The sequence below is a fragment of the Peribacillus butanolivorans genome, from assembly GCF_001273755.1.
Classification (GTDB): Bacteria; Bacillota; Bacilli; order Bacillales; family DSM-1321; genus Peribacillus; species Peribacillus butanolivorans.
Window position 1 is genome coordinate 745,850 of sequence record NZ_LGYA01000001.1, and the last position, 17,261, is coordinate 763,110.

At 37.4% G+C, this 17,261-nt stretch carries 18 protein-coding genes; 9 read left to right on the forward strand and 9 right to left on the reverse strand.

The window, feature by feature from the left end; genetic code table 11:
* Positions 1 to 383: 383 nt before the first annotated feature.
* The gene (gene trhO / locus AKG34_RS03590; protein WP_053344815.1) at positions 384 to 1,349 is read right to left on the reverse strand and encodes an oxygen-dependent tRNA uridine(34) hydroxylase TrhO; all 966 of its coding nucleotides are present in this window, start codon (positions 1,347 to 1,349) and stop codon (positions 384 to 386) included.
* Between the two features lie 141 nt (positions 1,350 to 1,490).
* Here trhO and AKG34_RS03595 point away from each other — a divergent pair, with 141 nt between their 5' ends.
* From AKG34_RS03595 to AKG34_RS27840, 3 genes are all read left to right on the forward strand, one after another.
* Complete coding sequence (locus tag AKG34_RS03595; protein WP_053344816.1) at positions 1,491 to 2,516, forward strand: nitronate monooxygenase; 1,026 nt, start codon at positions 1,491 to 1,493, stop codon at positions 2,514 to 2,516.
* The gene (locus AKG34_RS03600) at positions 2,516 to 2,968 is read left to right on the forward strand and encodes a GNAT family N-acetyltransferase (protein WP_053344817.1); all 453 of its coding nucleotides are present in this window, start codon (positions 2,516 to 2,518) and stop codon (positions 2,966 to 2,968) included. Before AKG34_RS03595 ends, AKG34_RS03600 begins: the two co-directional genes overlap by 1 nt.
* A gap of 150 nt (positions 2,969 to 3,118) precedes the next feature.
* The gene (locus AKG34_RS27840) at positions 3,119 to 3,271 is read left to right on the forward strand and encodes a hypothetical protein (protein ID WP_157443798.1); all 153 of its coding nucleotides are present in this window, start codon (positions 3,119 to 3,121) and stop codon (positions 3,269 to 3,271) included.
* Between the two features lie 51 nt (positions 3,272 to 3,322).
* On the opposite strand, the gene AKG34_RS03605 is transcribed toward AKG34_RS27840, so the two are convergent.
* Positions 3,323 to 3,901, reverse strand: a complete 579-nt coding sequence (locus AKG34_RS03605; RefSeq protein WP_053344818.1) for a GNAT family N-acetyltransferase — start codon at positions 3,899 to 3,901, stop codon at positions 3,323 to 3,325.
* A gap of 105 nt (positions 3,902 to 4,006) precedes the next feature.
* On the opposite strand from AKG34_RS03605, the gene pdxR reads away from it, so the two are divergent.
* Complete coding sequence (gene pdxR, locus AKG34_RS03610; protein WP_053344819.1) at positions 4,007 to 5,398, forward strand: MocR-like pyridoxine biosynthesis transcription factor PdxR; 1,392 nt, start codon at positions 4,007 to 4,009, stop codon at positions 5,396 to 5,398.
* 74 nt (positions 5,399 to 5,472) lie between these two features.
* Here the strand turns inward: pdxR and AKG34_RS03615 are convergent, their stop codons facing one another.
* On the reverse strand, positions 5,473 to 5,892 hold the full coding sequence (locus tag AKG34_RS03615; RefSeq protein ID WP_053344820.1) for a MarR family winged helix-turn-helix transcriptional regulator: 420 nt from the start codon (positions 5,890 to 5,892) through the stop codon (positions 5,473 to 5,475).
* A gap of 443 nt (positions 5,893 to 6,335) precedes the next feature.
* A complete protein-coding gene (locus AKG34_RS03620) occupies positions 6,336 to 6,539 on the reverse strand; it encodes a hypothetical protein (RefSeq protein WP_053344821.1) in 204 nt (67 codons plus the stop codon).
* A 128-nt stretch (positions 6,540 to 6,667) separates the two neighbouring features.
* Here AKG34_RS03620 and ytvI point away from each other — a divergent pair, with 128 nt between their 5' ends.
* Positions 6,668 to 7,711: a sporulation integral membrane protein YtvI gene (gene ytvI, locus AKG34_RS03625; RefSeq protein WP_223305357.1), complete on the forward strand. Its 1,044-nt coding sequence runs from the start codon at positions 6,668 to 6,670 to the stop codon at positions 7,709 to 7,711.
* Between the two features lie 364 nt (positions 7,712 to 8,075).
* Here the strand turns inward: ytvI and AKG34_RS03630 are convergent, their stop codons facing one another.
* Entirely contained in the window at positions 8,076 to 9,428 is a 1,353-nt protein-coding gene (locus tag AKG34_RS03630; RefSeq protein ID WP_053344822.1) for a hemolysin family protein, read from the reverse strand.
* A gap of 618 nt (positions 9,429 to 10,046) precedes the next feature.
* Here AKG34_RS03630 and AKG34_RS03635 point away from each other — a divergent pair.
* The 4 genes from AKG34_RS03635 (at position 10,047) to AKG34_RS03650 (ending at position 12,508) form a co-directional block, all read left to right on the forward strand.
* Positions 10,047 to 10,619: a YitT family protein gene (locus AKG34_RS03635; protein ID WP_330219137.1), complete on the forward strand. Its 573-nt coding sequence runs from the start codon at positions 10,047 to 10,049 to the stop codon at positions 10,617 to 10,619.
* Positions 10,620 to 10,711: 92 nt separating this feature from the next.
* Positions 10,712 to 11,425 (forward strand): FixH family protein, encoded by a 714-nt coding sequence (locus tag AKG34_RS03640; protein WP_083450658.1) that lies wholly within the window; start codon positions 10,712 to 10,714, stop codon positions 11,423 to 11,425.
* Positions 11,426 to 11,539: 114 nt separating this feature from the next.
* Complete coding sequence (locus AKG34_RS27845; RefSeq protein WP_157443799.1) at positions 11,540 to 11,704, forward strand: Lmo0850 family protein; 165 nt, start codon at positions 11,540 to 11,542, stop codon at positions 11,702 to 11,704.
* Between the two features lie 174 nt (positions 11,705 to 11,878).
* Positions 11,879 to 12,508: an undecaprenyl phosphate transporter UptA gene (locus tag AKG34_RS03650; RefSeq protein ID WP_053347977.1), complete on the forward strand. Its 630-nt coding sequence runs from the start codon at positions 11,879 to 11,881 to the stop codon at positions 12,506 to 12,508.
* A 55-nt stretch (positions 12,509 to 12,563) separates the two neighbouring features.
* Here AKG34_RS03650 and AKG34_RS03655 read toward each other — a convergent pair whose 3' ends face one another.
* From AKG34_RS03655 to AKG34_RS03670, 4 genes are all read right to left on the reverse strand, one after another.
* Positions 12,564 to 13,895 carry a hemolysin family protein gene (locus tag AKG34_RS03655; RefSeq protein ID WP_053344825.1) on the reverse strand — a complete coding sequence of 444 codons (1,332 nt, stop codon included), beginning with the start codon at positions 13,893 to 13,895 and terminating at the stop codon, positions 12,564 to 12,566.
* 284 nt (positions 13,896 to 14,179) lie between these two features.
* Positions 14,180 to 15,289 carry a histidine kinase N-terminal domain-containing protein gene (locus AKG34_RS03660; protein WP_053344826.1) on the reverse strand — a complete coding sequence of 370 codons (1,110 nt, stop codon included), beginning with the start codon at positions 15,287 to 15,289 and terminating at the stop codon, positions 14,180 to 14,182.
* A gap of 245 nt (positions 15,290 to 15,534) precedes the next feature.
* Positions 15,535 to 16,413, reverse strand: coding sequence for a cation diffusion facilitator family transporter (locus AKG34_RS03665; RefSeq protein WP_053344827.1), 879 nt, complete (start codon positions 16,411 to 16,413; stop codon positions 15,535 to 15,537).
* A gap of 569 nt (positions 16,414 to 16,982) precedes the next feature.
* A partial coding sequence (locus AKG34_RS03670; RefSeq protein WP_152952340.1) for a transposase occupies positions 16,983 to 17,261 on the reverse strand: 279 nt, incomplete at its 5' end.

The following is a 17,261-nucleotide window of genomic DNA, read 5'->3' on the forward strand; positions in this document are numbered from 1 at the left end:
TATTTACAGCGTTAACATTAATTAGTTATAAAATTATGATAATTCTTTCTATAGTTCTAGGATAGTCCTTGATTCCTCTATATTGAAAAATCCCAAACAATTTTAAAAGTTTATGAAAAAAGAAAACTGTACTATAACAAAAAGTCTTTTTTGACTGTACTTGAGCTAAATTATTCTTTTAAAAAGGGTTTTTCTATTTAGATATAGAAGTACAAGAAGAGATTGCATTTTCGGATAGTTAGTTTAGAAGTTTATTGAATGCCAAAGCAGTAGGGGGAATTTCAAGATGTAGATTTACATCTTGAAAAAAATTTATGAGGATTAAATAGGAGGATAAAAAAACCCGAATAGGGACAATCATCCACTGATTCGGGTCTGCTTGATTATTCAGCCGTAACGGCTTCTTCAATTTGCTGTAGTCTTTCTGCTACTTCTTCTTTAGATAAGTTATGCTCAACTACATAGCGGTTACGCGGATGCACCCGGCATTCGTGAGTACAGCTGCGCATATGTTTGTGTTCGTTTTCTTCACTGCAAAGGATTTTTTTGTTGCACTCAGGGTTAGCGCAATTAACATAGCGTTCACATGGTTCGCCAGAGAAAATATCGCGACCGACAATGACATGTTCTTTTTGATTGATCGGAACAGCAATTCTTTCATCGAATACATACATTTGACCATCCCAAAGGTCGCCTTGAACTTCCGGGTCTTTCCCGTAGGTTGCGATGCCGCCGTGAAGCTGACTAACATCCTCAAAGCCTTCTTTGACAAGCCAACCGGAGAATTTCTCGCAGCGGATTCCACCTGTGCAATACGTAAGGATTTTTTTACCTTCAAACATCTGCTTGTTTTCTCGAACCCAATCTGGAAGGTCACGGAAATTTGTGATATCTGGCTTGACTGCGCCTCTGAAATGACCTATTTCATATTCGTAGTCATTTCTGGCATCAAGGACGACTGTATTTTCATCTTGCATTTGCTCGAAAAATTCCTTCGGGCTCAAGTAGTTGCCTGTTGTCTGATTAGGATTGATGTCATCTTCCAATCGAAGCGTGACAAGTTCGTTTTTAGGACGAACATGCATTTTTTTGAAGGCATGGCCATCTGCTTCATCTATTTTAAACACGATATCAGCAAAGCGGGAATCGCTTCTCATCATGTCCATATATTGGTTTGTTTGTTCAATCGTACCTGAAACAGTTCCGTTGATTCCTTCTGCTGCCACTAGGATTCGGCCTTTTAATTCAAGCTCTTTACAGGCCGCAAGATGCTCGGCTGCGAATTCCTCGTGGTTCTCGATTGGTACATATAAATAGTACAGTAAAACTCTATAGGGCTTTGTTTCCATTTTTGATTTACCACCTATGTTTTATATTTGCAAGATATAAAGGGTGATCATTAAGACACTTTTCTCTTACAGACAATCATTATACCAAGAAAACGTAAAAATGATAAGAGCATGAAGAAAAATGAAAAGGAGTTGTATCGAATGTTCAAAGATTTAGTGGTATATCCTATCATTCAAGCACCGATGGCAGGAGGCGCTTCCACTCCAAAGCTTGCGGCTGCGGTATCTAATGCAGGGGGATTAGGCTTTCTCGCGGCTGGCTATAAGACGGCGGAAGCCATGAAAAAAGAAATAGAGGAGACCCGACAATTGACGGATCACCCATTTGGGGTGAATGTCTTTGTGCCAAATCAAGAGGTTGCTGACGAAGAGATACTATCTGCCTATCGTGAAAAAATAGAAAAAGAGGCAGAGAGTGTAGGGGTTTTGATTGGGGAAGGAATCAGTGATGATGATGATTGGGTAAATAAATTAGCCGTATTAAAAGAGTTGCGTGTAGCTGTTGTTAGTTTTACGTTTGGATGCCCTAAGACAGATGTAATTAGGGAGCTCCAAAGCGTAGGTTCCACTATTGTCGTAACAGTAACCAACCTTCATGAAGCAAAAACGGCGGCTGGGGCAGGTGCGGATGTTCTATGTGTACAAGGTATTGAAGCAGGGGGGCATCGAGCCAGTTTTGAAAACCGTATAGAAGAAGATTATGGTCTTTTAGTGCTAATACGAATGATTAAAAATGAACTGGAGTTACCGATTATTGCGGCAGGCGGGCTGATGCACGGAATGGATATCGCTGCCGTCCTTTCAGCAGGGGCGACATCGGCACAGTTGGGTACTGCTTTTCTTCGCTGCCCCGAGAGTGGTGCAAGTCCCGTTCATAAGGCAGCTCTTAATGATGCGCGTTTTACTCAAACGGCGGTTACTCGAGCCTTCAGTGGACGCCGGGCACGCGGTTTGGTGAATCATTTTTTAACTGAGTATGATAATGATGCACCGGCGGCCTATCCGTATGTTCATCATATGACCAAGCAAATGCGAAAAGCAGCAGGACAAAAAAACAATCCTGAATTGATGGCTTTATGGGCAGGACAGGGATATAAACTGAGTAGGGAACTTCCAGCATCTGAATTGATATCCATGCTTGTTGAGGAACTAAAAGGAGAGCACTAATGGAGATAAGAAAATTATATCCAGATGAGTTACCTCCCATGCATTTGTTGCTATTAGCCGACCCTTCAAGGGATTTGGTCGATGCATACTTGGAAAAAGGGATGTGCTTTGTAGCTGAAATAGATGAGCAGATAATCGGAGTGTATGTTTTGTTAGAAATTAGACCTGAACTAATAGAGATAGTCAACATCGCAGTGGTAGAACAACTTCACGGAAGAGGGATTGGAAAACAACTAGTCATGCATGCTGTTCACTATGCTAAGTCACAAGGTTACAAAACTATTGAGATTGGTACTGGGAATTCAGGGATAGGGCAGCTTGCCCTTTATCAAAAATGTGGTTTTAGAATCACTGGGGTCGATCGTGATTTTTTTATTATGAACTATCCAGAGGCTATTTATGAAAATGGAATTCAATGTCTGGATATGATTCGTTTATCACAAAGTATTTGAAGGAACCCGGAGACTTTCTAACGATCATTAAATTGTACTGATAAACTTTACAGACAACAGTGCGGGTTGACGCAGGGATGGAAAACTGGTGGGAATGATTGGCCTCCATTTCATCGGGTGAAAGACTGCACTTGCTTAGGGGGAAGGAATGTGTTCTTTGGAGATATGATTTATCTTCTTTTTGCTTTACTAATGCCGTTTTTATTTGCGATTGTCGTGTTCATATTCATTCGATCAACGAAAAAGCAAAAGGATTCGTTACCGAAAATCCAGGGAAATCATAAAGAGTCATCTGAAAAATAGCAACAAGAGAAAAAGAGTGTACAAAAAGAGAGGCACTCTTTTTCTCCATCTTCACCTTTCCAAAAAAACTTCCAAATTCTTTTTCACACTAGGCCATTCGTGCTCGAGAATGCTGAAAACCACCGTATTCCTTATCCTTCCATCTTTCAATTTCTTCTCCATCCGTAAAATACCTTCTTCAACGGCGCCGAGCCGGGTTATCGCTGCACGCGATCTTATGTTCAATTCGTCAGTCCTAAATTCAACTCGATTCATTCGCAACTTTTCAAAGGCATGCTGTAAAAGGAGGTACTTACATTCTGTGTTAACGGCTGTCCGCCATTTGGTGGGGTGATACCAAGTTGAACCGATTTCTAGCGTCTGATTGTCAAATTGAATATTTCTTAGGCTAGTGCTGCCGATAATCGAATCATTAGCGTGATCGATAACGACAAATGGATAATGCAGTCCTTTTTCCCTTGTTCGAATCCCTTCCTTTACATAGGACACAGCCTCTTCATATGACAAAATCTTTGTGGCGCTCCATTCCCAAATTTCAGATGGCAGGGAAGCAGCATAAAGCGGTTCGATATGATTTTCCATCATTGGAGTGAGGGTCACATGTTTCCCGATTAGTTCAATGTAATCCATATTTTTCCTCCTGTTGGTTGATATCTCAATTATAGAAATATTCTGGTCCTGTAATAAGAACCAAAACTGATATAATTTATAGAACCAGTTTTAAGGGAGGTCCAGATGCTTGAAATCACTCTAATTCTAGAAAAAACAAAAAAAGAGCCGTTATATCTTCAGTTGTATGAATATATTAAGGTGGAAATTCAGAATGGACAAATAAATGCTGGAATTAAATTACCTTCTAAACGAAAGCTTGCCATTCATTTAGGAATAGGCTTGAATACGGTGGATGCAGCTTATCAGCAGTTAATAGCAGAAGGATATGTGGAAAGTCGTTTAAGGAAAGGCTATTACGTAGCTGATTTAGAACGGATACTACCTATAATGGAACAGTTGCCTGTTTCACAGGGAATGATACTCCCTCAACGTGAAACGAGCAAGATAGATTTCAACCATGGACGGGTGGATATAGACTCTTTCCCGCATTCCGTGTGGAAAAAATGTTTAATTAATACGTTGTATCATCAGGAAAGAGAATTGTTTATCAGTGGTGATGCTCAAGGGGAAGTTGGTCTCAGAACGGAGATTGCTGCCTATCTTTTTCAATCAAGAGGAGTTCGCTGTGTTCCTGATCAAATCATAATCGGTGCAGGTACACAGTATTTAATCCATCTACTACGGTTACTTCTTGGAAACGAGCGGATCTTTGGGGTGGAAGACCCTTGCTTTCATCGGGTTAGGGAGGTATTGAGGTTGGAGGGAGCCCATATGACATTCATTCCATTAGATGAAAGTGGAATGAGTGTTGACACTTTGAAAGAGTGTGCTGTGAATGTTGCCTATGTCACTCCTTCCCATCAATTTCCTTCTGGCATGATCATGCCGATAACTAGAAGGGTGGAATTATTGAATTGGGCGGAGAAAAACAACGGCTATATTATTGAAGATGATTATGACGGGGAATTTCGTCATGCAGGCAAACCAATTCCTTCCTTACAAGGATTGGACACAAATGGAAGGGTTATCTACTTAGGTACGTTTTCAAAATCGTTGATTCCAACGATTAGAGTGGGCTATATGGTGTTACCAAAGGAGTTAGCTATTCTTTATCATGAAAAGTTAAAAGGTTACAAACAGACCGTTTCTAGAATGATTCAAGAAACGCTCTGTCTTTTTATGAAAAATGGACATTGGGAACGCCATCTGAATAAAATGCGTACGATTTATCGTAAAAAGAATAAGGTGTTACTGAATGCAATGGAAGAGAATTTTAATGATCGTGTAACTGTAATCGGTGAAAAGTCAGGATTACACGTTCTGTTAAAAGTAAAAAACAGCAGCACTGAGTCAGAGCTCATTCAAACGGCTGCTAGTGTCGGGGTGAAAGTCCATCCAACTTCGGTTTATCATTCAAAGAAGGTAAAAGAGCCGACTATTTTAATTGGGTATGGTGGTTTAACCGAAAGGGAAATCGAAGAAGGAATCCGACTTTTAAAAAAGGCATGGCTTTAGCTCGTTTTACTCAAAAGAGGTCAATGGAAAAGGCCATGACTATCACATCTTCCACAATAATATAAGGCACCAATTCAGTTCCTTATATTATTGAGGATTTTAAGGACCGTCTGGAAAAATAAGTCCTGCTCTTCTTCAGTAATGCCATCCAGGGCTTTTCCTTCAATCTTTTCTGCAATCTTAAGGCATTTTGTATGTACTTCTTTGCCCTTGGGAGTTAGTTCGATTCGCTTTTCCTGTTCATCTTTTCCAGGGACCTGCTTAATCATAGTATTCTGTTCCATGCTGTTGACTGAACGTGTGATGATAACACTATCTACATCCAAGTAATTACAAATATCGGGGATGGTGGAATATCCACAGTTCTTTAAATAATTCAAGATTGTCCACTGATTATGATAAATTTCAAGGGCTGTAATTTGTTCATTCATTTTACTAACTAATGATCTGGATACTTGTAAATATTGATGAAATAATTGAGTAGGGTTCGTCATATGATTCTCCTTTATAATGGTTGACCAATCCATTATATTCTTTAATTCTTAAAAGTCTATTGTAAAGAATCATTCATTTCAGTCAATGTTTTTTTTTGGAAGCAAGGGGAGGGAAGAGAAGTATTATAGTAAAAGCCTCCCTAAATCATTTTAAATCAATCAAGAAGTAAATAAAAACTGACAGACGAATCCTTATAAAGAATGGCTTTTTTATTTTTCCATGTAAATGTATACCGTTATTTATAGATTGAATATTGATGGACAACAGACTTATTATCAAGACAAAAATAAAATTCGGGTAATAAAAAATGAGAATTGTGGAAATTGAAATGAAAAAACATGATATCTACATCCTGTCGCCAGAAAAGATAGCTGCCAATTGGGGTGACTTACAACATGATTTCTTAAAGAAAAAACCAGCCTTTGATTGGCTGGTTTTTTCTTTAAAATCTTTCGCTGGTGGACCGTTGTTTAGTTTCCTTTTTATTTCGTTCTTCTTCTCGTTCATATTTAATTTCATCAATTGGTAAATCTTCAATGGGCATGACAACTTGGTCACGCTCTAGCTGCTTTTCTTGATTCTCTTTGAATGCCTTAGATTTATTGTTACGCTCTTCAAGAAACTTTTCTTTATCTTTGTTATCCAATGTCAATCCCTCCATTTCTTTGTTTCTCTTTTCCCCTTATTGAGAAAATAAAACGTATAAGCGAAATATATGGGATATTGTCTCATAAATATAAGGAGAAACAAGAAAGTGCTAGGAGGGTTTATTTAGTGAATGTTGCTTTGTTTTTTCGCTGGTTTTGGAGGGGTGTTCTCTTATTAGTTATACTATTTTTAATTCCCTACTCATGGGCATTAATTTTGGCGTTACTAACAGCTATTCTTTTGGATGGATTAGTTCGCCTAATTAGTAAAACATTAATGCTACATCGCCTTTGGGCCGTTTTAATTTCTTTTATTTTGTATGTAGGCGGGCTCATGAGCATCACATATTTTTTGCTTTCAGTTTTAATCAAGAGAGTCATTGTCTATTCGGAGAAATTTCCTGGTTTTATTCGTGAGATGTATCTGACAGCTATTCTGCCGGTTATTAGGCAATGGGAGCAATATTCTCAAACATTGCCGCCAAACCTCATTCAGTCGATTGAAAATACGATGGAAAAAGGGGTCAAAGCGCTTGAAGGGTTTACAAAGGATTTTGTTCAGGATATGGTCCAATTTGTTACACTTGTTCCTGGATTTTTCATTGATTTTTTGATTTATTTAATCGCTTTGTTTTTAATCAGCCTAGAATTACCAAAGCTAAGAAAAAAGGCTTTCCTTTATTTAAAGACGTCCACATATCAAAAAATATCACTAGTTTATCAAGATTTAAGTATGGCAGCAATAGGCTTCATTAAGGCTCAAATCTTGTTAAGTTTATTCACGTTTATCATGGCTTATACGGGACTATGGTTGTTAAATGTGAAATATACGATGTTATTGGCACTACTTATAGTTGTAGTGGATATTCTTCCTATACTGGGGACAGGATCTGTACTTGTTCCTTGGGCCATTATTGTTTGGGCACAAGGAAACCATCATCTTGGAATCGGTCTAATTATCCTATTCTTGGTCATAACTATCATAAGAAGAACAATTGAACCTAAGGTCTATTCAGCGAATATGGGATTAACTCCATTGGCCTCGTTAATCAGTCTTTATTTAGGGTTTAAGATGCTTGGTTTTATTGGGCTTTTCCTGGGGCCGGCAGTCCTTATCGTTTATAACACCTTAAAAAAATCAGGTGTTATCAAGCCTAACTATAAAATTTGAAAGATTGTTAGAGGTTTTTTGCATGATTTCTTAAATTAGACATATCTTTTACCGCTTTTCCTTGTCCGTTGCATTGAGTGCAGTTCCGTGAAAAAAATTGTAGATAGCGGGTTTTCCCTTTCCCTTTGCAGTGCTGGCAAATGGTTATGAGTTTCATAAGTCCTCACTCCTTCATAAAATATAGCTTCTCTAACAGTATGAAACAATAAAGGTTGAACTATACTTAATGTTGTCAATCAAAATAATAAGCTGGGGTTTTCTTATATAATATGTGAGATATTTGTTTGATGTACCTAAATCTAGAGGATAAAGTGTTGAGGGATTAAAATAACCCCCCGCTCATTTAGAGCGGGGGGTTATTTTATCATGAAACAATTTCAGTTTGCGATATTATCGGAAATTCTTTTACTTCGCCCACGACTTTTGCTGGTTTATATATTTCAATATAGCAGATATGGTGGTCTTCCATTTCTTTTATTTTAAAGTGATAGGGACCATAAGTCAGGATATCACCTTGTTTGGCTTCGTAATTCTCAGTAAGAATCCATCCGCCCATGGTATCAATATCTTCATCGTTGATATCCAGTCCCAGTAAATCATTCACTTCACTTACTAATACCTTTGCATCGATAATATAATGATCTTCTTTTAATTTGCGAACATCCGGTACTTCATCCAAATCGAATTCATCTCGAATATCACCAACAATTTCCTCAAGAATATCTTCAACGGTGACCAAACCTGATGTGCCGCCGTATTCATCCATGAGGATAGCCATGTGAATACGTTCTTTTTGCATCTTTAAAAGTAAATCGTGAATCGGAATACTGTCAATGACACGGATAATAGGGCGAACATATCTATTTATCGTTGACGCTGCCTGATTACTTTTATCTATCATTTCAGTGAATAGTTCTTTGATATTCACCATTCCAATAACATGATCTTTATCGCCGTCGATGACAGGATAGCGAGTAAAGTTCTCTTCAGTCATTATGGTGAAAAATTGTTGAATCGTATCATCTTTAGATATCGTAGCAATTTCTGTACGTGGAACCATGATTTCTTTTGCAATTCGATCATCGAATTCAAAAATTTTATTCACATATTTAAACTCTGATTGGTTAATTTCGCCACTTTTGTAGCTTTCGGAAACAATGATACGAAGCTCTTCCTCTGTATGAGCCAAATCATGTTCAGAAACTGCTTTTAATCCGAGCATTTTTGTTAGCGTCCTTGCAGAGCCATTTAGTACCCAGATAAAAGGATACATGACTTTATTGAATGCAATTAAAGGTTTAGCAACAAATAAAGTTACCTGCTCTGCTTTTTGAATCGCCAAAGTTTTCGGTGCCAGTTCTCCAATAACTACATGTATGAAGGTAATAAAAGAAAAGGCAATCGCAACTGAGAGTGCATGTGAAGCGGATTCAGGAAGATTTAATTGATTTAAAAGTGGCCGCAAAATGCGTTCAACTGTCGGTTCTCCAAGTACCCCAAGCCCTAAAGCAGTTATAGTAATTCCGAGCTGGCATGTTGATAAATATTCATCGAGGTTGGATGTGACCTGCCTTGCAGAAACAGCATTTGGCTTGCCTTCTTCAATTAATTGATCGATCCTCGTGCTTCTCACTTTAACAATTGCAAACTCCGTAGCTACAAAAAATGCTGTTAAAGCAATTAAAATGGCAATAAAAACCAAGTTTATTATGTCCAAATAGTCTCCCTTAACTCGCCTTTGAGACGAATAAGGAGTCCACCTCCTACATTTTTAAAATATACAAGTATATTTTTTTTTGCTTGCTAAATACTGTCGGGAGTCCCTTAACGAGCTGTAAGTTTTAAGAAAAGCTATATGTGTATCAGCTCGAATTCCCATTTTTAAATGATGAAGAGAATACTAGTGTATGTGATTTGCGATGCGCAGACGGGAAAAAGAAGAATTTCTGCTTGAAGAAGTGCACAAGCTTTTCAAAAGTATGCCCTTGTTCGTCAGGCAAAGCAGCGTCCGTCCGTCAAAACGAACATTCTTTAATATCCCATCCAATCACCTCAGTTTAATAAATTTAAATACTTTCATTATAGAAAGAGTTAATCATTCAGTCAAACAGCTTATGACTCCTTAAATCCGGTATATTCCTTGTAAAGGATCACTTTGATCTACTAATTAGCGATTTTTGACTATTTCCTCTGCTTTACCGCATTTATGATAGAATATTCAGAAAACAAAAGGGCTGTTCTCACAAAAATTGGTTAGTTTCATTATTTTTTAGATTGTATAAACATATTCTATAGAAACTGGACAGGTTTATGCATTATAAAAGGAGGTGGGGTCATGAAGATCATAGAAAAAATGGCAGCGATTATTGCTGGAAGCATGCTTGTAGGGGTGGGAATCAATTTTTTTCTGATACCTTATCATTTATTAGATGGTGGCATGATAGGAATTGGGCTGATTTTTCATTATTATATAGGGCTTCCAACAGGGCTAGGTGTGATTTTGAGTAGTATTCCATTATATATATATGCATGGTATTTTGAAAAAAAACTATTTGTTAACAGCTTGCATGGCTTACTTTTTTCCTCCTTATGTATCGATATTTTTTCCGAGGCAGTCATTGAATGGAATCTTCCTGTTTATGTTAGTGCAATAATTGGAGGAGGATTGATTGGGCTTGGGATTGGACTCATGCTTCGGTATGGAACATCGACAGGTGGAACGGATATGTTTGCTCAAATCCTTTCTAGAAAGAGCGGACTAAATGTTGGATTGTTAATTTTCTTTATTGATGGATGTGTTCTTCTTTTTGGACTAAGTGTGGTCGGTATTTCTATCTTTATTTATTCATTTTTAACGATTATTGCTGTAGCTCTACTGACTTCAGTGACCGTAATGCGGACTGCATGATGAAAAATTGTATAAAAATCTGAAATTAGGGAAGGATGGGCAATATGAAAAGGACAGATTTTGGGTCTAATAAATAGTAAAGGAACGTTATAATGAAAAAACTCTATGTGTGTACTGCGTTGTTATTTATGTTAGCCGGCTGTCAGGAGTCTGAAATGCCGGAGGATAAAGAAGTGAATACTGTTATTCCAGAATCAATGGAAGCATCGGTCGTCATTAAAGGGAAATTGGTTCCTGGCAAAGAAGTAATCCTTGAAACAACAGTAAAACAAGGAAGCAATTTAGTAAATGAAGCTGGTGAGGTTCTGTTTGAAGTAAGAAAGTCGGGACAGGACAAACGGGAAATGCTGGAGGCGAAGAATACAGGAAGTGGTACATATCAAGTGATGCATACGTTTAATGAACAAGGGAAATATTATGTGGTTGCCCATGTAACAGCCAAAGGGCTGCATGTGATGCCGGAAAAAGAAGTTGTCGTTACGGATCATGAAAGTGAAGGCGCATCTGCTCATCCAAGTACGGATGTTTCAATTGATTTTCAAAGTAACCCTGTGAAGGCAGGAAGCAGTTCGAACTTTGAAGCATCTGTAGAATTAAATGGAAAGCCTTTGACAAATGCAGATGTGAATTTTGAGGTGTGGAAAGAAGGTAGCGAAGAAAGCCATTTCACCAAAGCTAAAGAAGAGGAAAAAGGAAATTACCAAAATAAGGTATCTTTTGTTGAACCCGGCACCTATAAAGTTCAGGTACATGTTGAAAAGGACGAAGTACACGAACATCGATTGCAAACAATTCAAGTTAATTGACAAGTGTTAACAGTAACACTGTATGGTTTTTCCATTCAATTCTATAAATAGGTTTTATATATTCGTTAATTGGGAAGTTAAAGGATAATGATACAGCAGAAAGGGAGAGTAAGTATGACTAACGAAATAATCAAGAAGTATAAAAATCTCGGGATTCATATTGAAAAAACGAAATCTCGTCAGGAGATTTTCACTAATGTTTATCAAAATGACTCATCCTTACTCACCACAGCTGTTTTTTCTCAATTTCAACAAAAACGGGATCTAAAAGAATATTAATGCAATGAGACCGGAGATAATTCCAGCTGGTCTTTTTTTTTGTGCTTTCGGGAATGAATTCCTTAATGAAGAAGAGAATACTCCATGCAAAAAATCGAATAGAACGTTATGTGCTGCAATAGGATAGAAGGACAAACATTTTGAAATTAGCCTTAAGGGGAGTCCGATTGCATGATGTCACAGCTTATTATGACGATATTAAATTGGTTTGCAGGAATGGGGTATATAGGTGTTTTATTAGGATTGATGGTCGAAATCATCCCGAGTGAGCTCGTTCTCGGATACGGAGGTTATTTAGTTGGTCAGGGTAAAATGAACTTTTGGGGGGCTGTCCTTGCAGGTGTAGTAGGAGGGACGATAGCGCAATTATTTCTCTATTGGGCGGGTTATTTCGGAGGACGGCCATTTCTTTTAAAGTATGGGAAATATATTTTAATAAAAGAAAAACATATTGTAATGGCTGAAGAGTGGTTCCATCGTTATGGGGTTGGAGTGGTTTTTACGGCTCGTTTCATCCCGGTCGTCCGCCATGCTATTTCTATCCCTGCAGGAATTGCGAGAATGTCTGTTTGGAAGTTCATCTTTTATACGGTTGCTGCTGTCATACCTTGGACCATTTTATTTCTAACCTTAGGACGGATTCTCGGGGAGAATTGGCAGCAGATTAGTGAGATTACTTCTCCCTATTTAATTCCTGTAGCTGGTTTTTCCTTTGTGCTTATCATTCTTTATATTATTTGGAAAAAAAAGAGTACACCTCCAATCGTAACGGTCAAGAAAATGGGCCGGTTTTCTGAAAAGTGATCACTATAAAAAACAGCCTCGTAAAATTTACTTTTACGAGGCTGTTTTTTATTCGTTATCCTTGAGGAAGTTCTTCTTCAACAGGTAGCTGTTCGACCTTTTTTGTCACTTCAATATAACGAATGGCGTGATCTTCCATTTCAATCACTTTAAAGCAAAATCCGTCTTTTTCCATGATGTCGCCAACATTTACATCATAATTCTCCGTTAAAACCCATCCACCGATTGTATCAACATCATCTTCCTCTAAGTGAATGCCGAGTAAATCGTTCACTTCTTTTACAAGAAGTTTAGAGTCTAAAATATAGTGCCCATCCTTAATTTTTCGGATGGATGCGACTTCATCAATGTCGAATTCATCGCGAATTTCACCAACGATTTCCTCAAGGATATCTTCAACCGTGACAAGACCGGAAGTACCGCCGTATTCATCCATCAAGATCGCCATATGAATGCGTTCTTTTTGCATTTTCAGCAGTAAATCATGAATCGGAATATTTTCCATGACCCGAATAATTGGGCGAGTATAATTTTCAATTGCTTTTGAATGGATTTCTCGATTCTTAATAAGATCTGAAAAAACTTCCTTTAAGTTGACTAAGCCGATAACATGGTCTTTATCACCTTCGACAACAGGGTACCTGGTGTATTTTTCTAGTTTAGCCACATCAACGAATTCTTGTACCGTTTCATCTTTTGAGATGGTTAGAATCTCCGTCCTTGGGACCATGATTTCTTTGGCAACACGGTCATCGAAATCAAAAATGTTACTTACATATTTAAATTCTGATTGGTTAATCTCTCCACTTTTATAGCTATCAGAGAGGATGAAACGCAATTCTTCCTCTGTATGGGCAATTTCACTTTCAGAAGCAGGCTTGAAGCCAAGCAATCCGACAACAAAACGAGAAGAATGATTTAATACCCAGATGAAAGGAAAGGCAATCTTATGGAAAAGAATCAATGGTTTGGCGATAGCCAAAGTCACTTGCTCAGCCTTTTGGATGGCAACGGTCTTTGGAGCCAATTCACCCACAACGACATTCAAAAATGTTATCAGTGAAAAGGAAATGACAAAAGCTAGAATGCTTGTGACTTCGCCTGGGAAATTCAAGGCCCCGAATAAAGGTCCTATCAATTTAAGGATGGTGTCCTGTCCAAGCCACCCTAACCCTAGAGCAGTCACGGTAATTCCAAGCTGTGTGGCTGATAGGTATTCATCAAGATCAGATGTAACCTTTTTGGCCGCAATGGCTTTTCTGTTGCCTTCTTCTATCAATTGATCAATTCTTGAGCTTCGCACCCTGATAATTGAAAATTCTGAAGCCACAAAAAAAGCAGTTACAGCGATTAAGATAATTACTATTAAAAAACTTAAAATGTCCAAATAGTGTGGGACTTAATTGAATCGTTTGTTATGTCGAACGATTTAATTTTCCCAGTCACCTCCCAAAACCAATAATGAATGAAATGTTGTTATCTTATCAAATGTTAGATGAAAAATAAATATCGTTTTGTCTAGTATGAAAATTTATGATGTTTTTTATTTTCAATCTATAGAGTCATTCACCTCGATTAGTAGTGGAACCTAACTATTAGTATAAGTAACTATACTCGAATCAGTCAAAATTTTTACTCAAATGGATCCATGGATATAACGGATATTATACTTTATTTTGTTTTTATTTGTATTGAGAAAGTCGTTAAGAAATCTGTTGAATGGCATGTCAAGGTTCCTTGATGTTTTAAAACAATCTCTTTACAAACGAATAGTCCTAATCCTGTACCCCTTTTTTTAGTTGTAATAAACGGTTCGAAAATATTTGGTAGTACCTCTTCAGGTATCTTAGGGCCGTTGTTTGAAATATTTAAGGATAAAATACCGGATGGTGATTCTGAACCGGAAATGTATATGGATGGTGAAGGCATTCCCGCAACCACATCAAGAGCATTTAAAATGATATTTAGTAAAACCTGACGAAATTCCTCTTTAGAACCAGAAATCACGGCATCATCAGCGATATTACAAGTTATGGAAGCATTTACTTCCAAAATGCTAGGATATAAAAATTCAATCACTTCATTTACTAGCTGGGCGATAGAAAATAGATCCGGTTGTGATTCAAAAGTTTCTTTCTTAGAGATATTAAGAAACTGAGTAATCCGATAATTGAGCTGATCTAATTCTTTTGAAATAATATCTAGGTATTTTATCTCAGGTTGTTCTGCTTGTAATAATTGAATAAATCCCATGATGGAAGTAAGTGGATTTCTGAATTCGTGAACAAAACTTGAGGTCATTTGGCCTAGGAGTGTCAAACGGTCCTTATGGTTAGGGCTTATAAACTGAGAGCGTGCTTCAAGCTCCTTCGTTTTCAATTCGGTAAAATAGGATAATGCATATTGAATGAGTTTATCGAAGTAAGCGTTAATTTGATGAATTAGTTCAGATACTTCTTCTTTAGTTGCCTCAGAATTTAGAACGTGATCAATGATGATGGATCTACCGATAGCCACAGTGGCACAGAAAATTTCCATATTTAGCTGCTTCTTAACTCGATCAGATGCAATTTTTTCTCCTACGACCTTCAGTACATCTCCTATGTCAGTATCTGATTTTCCAATCTGATCAATTAGCAGGTTAAAAATATTTTCTACTTCTCCTTTAAAATACCCTATATATCCATCCAGTAAATGCAACAGCTCATCATTCCATTTGGAAATAATACTGCCTTTTTGAGAAGATAAAAAGTGAATGGTCATTTCTCGATTAGATACCATTTTGCCCTCCATACTGTAGGAAAATGAATTTTCTTTGAGCTTAAGATTTATGATTTAGAATAAAATTACAAAATATCAAAATAATTACATTGTGCTTTTATGATAACAGATTACCGTTCTTTAAACATGCATCAATTGGATAAATATTCGGCAATTAAGTGGGGAATCCCTTTTTTTGACACAGTTTTATTACTGTGAGTAGTGGATTATAAAGATAAAAAAGGCATCCGTAAAATTAATGACGGTTACCTTTTTTGGGGGAATGTATATGGTTCGATATGAACAATCACATGTTGAATATTATATTCTTTTAAAAGGTTTTCCTCGATTTTTACCGTAATATCGTGGCTTTGGATGACGGTCAAAAGTGGGTTTACATGAACGGTAGCTTCGAGTAGAATTTCACTACCATGCATACGAGCTTTAATTTCACTCATGTTTTTAACACCTTCTGTTAATAAAATGGTTTGTCCGATTTGTTGTAGTAGCTGCTCGTCAAAACCATCGGTTAAAGAGATAGAAGCATCACGGAAAATATCCCAAGCTGTTTTACAGATGATGAATCCAACGACTAAGGCAGCTATTGCATCTAGCCAGAAAATCCCTATCTTAGTACCTAAAATTCCTATAGAAGCACCAATACTGACCAGAGCATCAGACCGATTATCCTGTGCAACTGCATAAATGGAGGCGCTGTTAATTTTTTTGCTTAATGCTAAGTTGTAACGATAAATCCCGTACATAAAAATTGCGGAGAATATAGCAACATAAGCAGTCAGCATATTGGGAACCGTCGTTGAATCTTGATAGAAGAAAGATTCTACAGCACTAAAAATAACCTGCAGGCCAACTGTAATCATAATGAAGGCAGCTACTAACGAGGCTACAGTTTCCGCTCGCAAATGACCATATGAATGATTATCATCAGGTGGTCGCTTAGATATTTTTAAACCAATCAATACGGCTATGGAAGCGATGATGTCGGTTGTGTTATTTAAACCATCTGCCCATAGTCCCTTAGAGTCTCCAAAATAACCAAATGACAATTTAAGAGCAGACAAGAATATGTAAGCGGCAATACTGATGTAGGCGCCTTTTTCAGCTGAAATTGAATGTTTATCCATGTCTATTCTCTCCCCAGTGTAAATTAGCCTTAATAAAGATATCAAAACAAACCTTAGTGAGTCTATAGAAAAATTGTCGTATTAATCCATCTAACTTGGTTAATAGCAGATGTATTGAACAGATGTAAAGAAGTTGGTTTAAAGAAAGAATATAGCCATTATTAGGGATGGAAAGTTATAATAGTATTTGCATTTTTTTGTCTGCTCATTAATAGAAACTAGTAGTATATTTTAACCGAGGATTAAAAATTAAATACTTCCAGAAGGGGAGCCAAAAAGGCTGAGAGTGAACTGTAGAGTTAGGACGTTATTCAGTTCCACTGCGCCAAATGGACAGCCAGTGCCATTTATACTTATATGCAATTAGTTTTATTTATCGGTACTTGTCGCGATGATGCTTTATTCGGCAGCTTCGAAGGTATTATTGAAAAAAAGCCTGATTCTATATCGAATCCGGCTCAGTTTGTAGACAAAAGGGGTTCGGAATTATAAAATTCCTAACCCCTTTTGAAATTCCCTTTGAATTTTGGTCCAAGGTTAAGATATTGGGGCTCTACGAGCCCACTCTGTTAAGCCATTTTTGGACCTTGCCATGTCCAATTGGCCATCTTCTTTAAATTAATGGCAGCGAAAGTAAGCATCGCTTGCATCGACAATTTTTTAAGTCCCCTTAAAGTAGTCCAACGCATACCATGTTTTTCTTTTGCATCTGCGAATACACGCTCAATCGTTTCTTTACGTTTCGCATATATAGGTTTTACATCTTGATGAGTACGCAGATGATCTGCTTCTTCCACATATGCTTGCCAGATATGCCGTGTCACCACTTTTTGGTGGTCTTTGCTTTC

Coding starts and splice junctions, on each gene's coding strand:
- trhO (WP_053344815.1), bottom strand. CDS start 1,349: ATGGAAACAAAGCCCTATAGAGTTTTACTGTACTATTTATATGTACCA.
- AKG34_RS03595 (WP_053344816.1), top strand. CDS start 1,491: ATGTTCAAAGATTTAGTGGTATATCCTATCATTCAAGCACCGATGGCA.
- AKG34_RS03600 (WP_053344817.1), top strand. CDS start 2,516: ATGGAGATAAGAAAATTATATCCAGATGAGTTACCTCCCATGCATTTG.
- AKG34_RS03605 (WP_053344818.1), bottom strand. CDS start 3,901: ATGGATTACATTGAACTAATCGGGAAACATGTGACCCTCACTCCAATG.
- pdxR (WP_053344819.1), top strand. CDS start 4,007: ATGCTTGAAATCACTCTAATTCTAGAAAAAACAAAAAAAGAGCCGTTA.
- AKG34_RS03615 (WP_053344820.1), bottom strand. CDS start 5,892: ATGACGAACCCTACTCAATTATTTCATCAATATTTACAAGTATCCAGA.
- AKG34_RS03635 (WP_330219137.1), top strand. CDS start 10,047: ATGAAGATCATAGAAAAAATGGCAGCGATTATTGCTGGAAGCATGCTT.
- AKG34_RS03640 (WP_083450658.1), top strand. CDS start 10,712: ATGAAAAAACTCTATGTGTGTACTGCGTTGTTATTTATGTTAGCCGGC.
- AKG34_RS27845 (WP_157443799.1), top strand. CDS start 11,540: ATGACTAACGAAATAATCAAGAAGTATAAAAATCTCGGGATTCATATT.
- AKG34_RS03650 (WP_053347977.1), top strand. CDS start 11,879: ATGTCACAGCTTATTATGACGATATTAAATTGGTTTGCAGGAATGGGG.
- AKG34_RS03660 (WP_053344826.1), bottom strand. CDS start 15,289: ATGGTATCTAATCGAGAAATGACCATTCACTTTTTATCTTCTCAAAAA.
- AKG34_RS03665 (WP_053344827.1), bottom strand. CDS start 16,413: ATGGATAAACATTCAATTTCAGCTGAAAAAGGCGCCTACATCAGTATT.